This is a genomic window from uncultured Marinobacter sp., assembly GCF_963974375.1.
In the GTDB taxonomy this organism is placed as follows: Bacteria; Pseudomonadota; Gammaproteobacteria; order Pseudomonadales; family Oleiphilaceae; genus Marinobacter.
This window is the reverse complement of record NZ_CAXBDN010000372.1, coordinates 1-3036: the sequence shown is the minus strand read 5'-3', so window position 1 is coordinate 3036 and position 3036 is coordinate 1. Positions and strand designations below refer to the sequence as shown.

The 3036-nt window shown below is 59.3% G+C and carries 1 protein-coding gene and 1 pseudogene; both read right to left on the bottom strand.

From position 1 onward, the window contains the following. Positions 1-2416: nitrate reductase subunit alpha (locus tag AAC035_RS20225; RefSeq protein ID WP_339806913.1), on the bottom strand; the 2416-nt coding region annotated here is incomplete at its 3' end. A gap of 151 nt (positions 2417-2567) precedes the next feature. Continuing rightward, a pseudogene (locus AAC035_RS20220) lies at positions 2568-3036 on the bottom strand (MFS transporter); the annotation flags it as partial.

Below are 3036 nucleotides of genomic sequence, written 5' to 3'. Positions count from 1 at the left end.
AGGGGTGCATGTCAGAAGTGTTTAGGTCGTCTTTCTCATACCAGGTCGCCGTAGGCAGCACGATATCCGAGTAGAGGCAGGTGGTGGACATGCGGAAATCCAGCGTCACCAGCAGGTCGAGCTTGCCTTCCGGCGCCTCGTCACGCCATACCACTTCTTCGGGCTTCTGGCCGCCGAAGTCGCCCAGATCTTTACCCTGAATACCGTGGCGAGTACCCAGCAGGTACTTGAGCATGTACTCATGGCCCTTACCGGAACTACCCAGCAGGTTGGAGCGCCAGATGAACATATTACGCGGGAAGTTCTCTGGTGCATCCGGGTCTTCCGCTGCAAAGCGCAGTTCACCGCTCTTGAGCTGCTGAACGGCATAGTCGGCTGTCGACATACCCGCGGCTTCGGCTTTTTTCGCTAGGCGTAGCGGGTTAGTGTCCAGTTGTGGTGCTGACGGCAGCCAGCCCATGCGCTCAGCACGCACGTTAAAGTCAATCAGGCTACCGGGGTAATCCTCGGCCTTGGCCAACGGCGAAAGAATTTCTTTAATCTCGAGCTTCTCGTAGCGCCACTGGGAGGAGTGACTATAGAAGAAGGAAGTAGAGTTCATGTGGCGCGGCGGGCGCTGCCAGTCGAGGCCAAAGGCCAAAGGCGTCCAGCCAGTCTGCGGACGCAGTTTTTCCTGCCCAACATAGTGGGCCCAGCCGCCACCGCTCTGGCCGATACAGCCACACATGACCAGCATGTTGATCAGGCCGCGGTAGTTCATGTCCATGTGGTACCAGTGGTTCATACCGGCACCGACAATGATCATGGAACGACCCTTGGTCTTGTTGGCGTTGTCGGCGAATTCACGGGCAATACGGATCACTTTCTCGGCCGGTACGCCGGTGATCTTTTCCTGCCAGGCGGGAGTGTAGGGTTTCACCTGGTCGTAGGAGGTAGCGCCGTCGTCGTCACCCAGGCCACGGCTGATGCCGTAATTGGCGATCATCAGGTCATAGACCGTGACCACAAGACCCTCGGAGCCATCCGCCAGCTTTACCTTGCGGGTACCCAGCTTGTGCTTGAGGATGTCCTTGATTTCAACGTGTTTGAAATACTCGTGCTCGATGCCGCCGAAGTACGGAAAGGCCACATCGACCACATCGTCGTGCTTCTCGACCATGGACAGCTGCAGCGCTACGTCTTTGCTGTCGGCGGTCTGCTTCAGGTTCCACTTGCCCTTCTCGCCCCAGCGATAGCCGATGGAGCCGTTTGGTGCGGTCAGTTCGCCGGTGATTTCATCAATGGCGATGGTTTTCCATTCCGGGTTGTTTTCTTCACCCAGGCCGTCCACCAGATCGCTGGCCCGCAGGAACCGGCCCGGCACATAGCTGCCGTCCTCCTTGGGCTCCAGCATCACCAGATTTGGCATGTCGGTGTAACGTCGCACGTAGTCCGTGAAATACTCGCTGGGCTGGTCGACGTGGAACTCTTTCAGAATAACGTGGCCCATGGCCATGCCCAGGGCGGCGTCGGTGCCCTGCTTCGGGTTCAGCCACTCGTCAGACAGCTTGGCAACTTCGGCATAGTCCGGAGTAATGGCCACCGTCTTGGTGCCCTTGTAACGCACCTCAGTGAAGAAGTGGGCGTCCGGGGTCCGGGTCTGGGGTACGTTGGAACCCCAGGCGATGATATAGCCTGAGTTGTACCAGTCAGCGGATTCCGGCACGTCGGTCTGTTCACCCCAGGTTTGCGGGGATGCCGGCGGCAGGTCGCAGTACCAGTCGTAGAAGCTCATGCACACACCACCGATCAACGACAGGTAGCGGCTGCCGGCGGCGTAGGACACCATGGACATGGCCGAAATCGGCGAGAAACCGATAATCCGGTCCGGTCCGAATTTCTTGGCCGTGTAGACGTTGGAGGCGGCAATCAGTTCGTTGACTTCGTCCCAGTCAGAACGCACGAAACCGCCCATGCCGCGACGGGGTTTGTATTCGGCGGTCTTTTCGGGATCCTCAACGATCGAGGCCCAGGCATCCACCGGGTCACTGAACTGAACGCGGGCTGCGCGCCAGAGCTTCATCAGGCTCTTGCGCATCAACGGGTACTTCAGGCGGTTGGCGCTGTACATGTACCAGGAGTAGCTGGCGCCCCGGGGGCAGCCGCGGGGTTCATGGTTGGGCAGATCCGGGCGGGTGCGCGGGTAGTCGGTTTGCTGGGTTTCCCAGGTCACCAGGCCATTCTTGACGTAGATTTTCCAGCTGCAGGAGCCGGTACAGTTCACGCCGTGGGTGGAGCGAACCACCTTGTCGTGCTGCCAGCGCTGGCGATAGCTGTCTTCCCAGTCGCGGTTGACGTCGTGGGTTTCGCCGTGGCCGTTGGCGAACGGTTCACGCTTCTTTCTGAAGTAACTCAGTTTGTCGATCAAATGACTCATGGTCTCTCTCTCCATCAACCCGTTGGCCGGATCGCTGTTCCGATGCCGTTCTGGTGTAGCTTCGATTTGAGACCATTGTGTGGGAGAAAAACCGGGAAATCTGCGTGGTTACCCCGTCATAACCGGGTTCTACCACCTAGGGGATAAGGACTTATATAGCCCCGGCTTTGCGCAGGTTCCGGTCCGTCAACTGGCCGTGAATGACAAACAGGAGGCAGCCAGCCAGCAACAGCAGGAACAGCATCACAAATACGGTGCCGCTCACCGCCAGCCAGTCACTCACTGCACCGGATACCACCGGCAGCCAGAACGCCACCACGCAGGCACTCTGCAACAGAATACCGGCGGTAAATGCGGGCCACTGGGGGTTCTCGTCCACCATTTTGCGCAGCAAACCGCCGATCGCACAGCCAAGGGCCAGGCCAAGGCAGAGCACCAGCAACAGATCAACCGCAAGTGGGTAGGCCAGAGCGGACGCAGGATCGGACAGCTCGCGCAAAGGCGGTACCGACAGCGCGGCCAGCACAGCCAGTGCCAACAACAGCGAATACATGACAACCGCCTGTGTCCCGAAACGGTCAGCCAGAGCGCCGCCCAAGACCTGAGCCAGGGCACCGGGA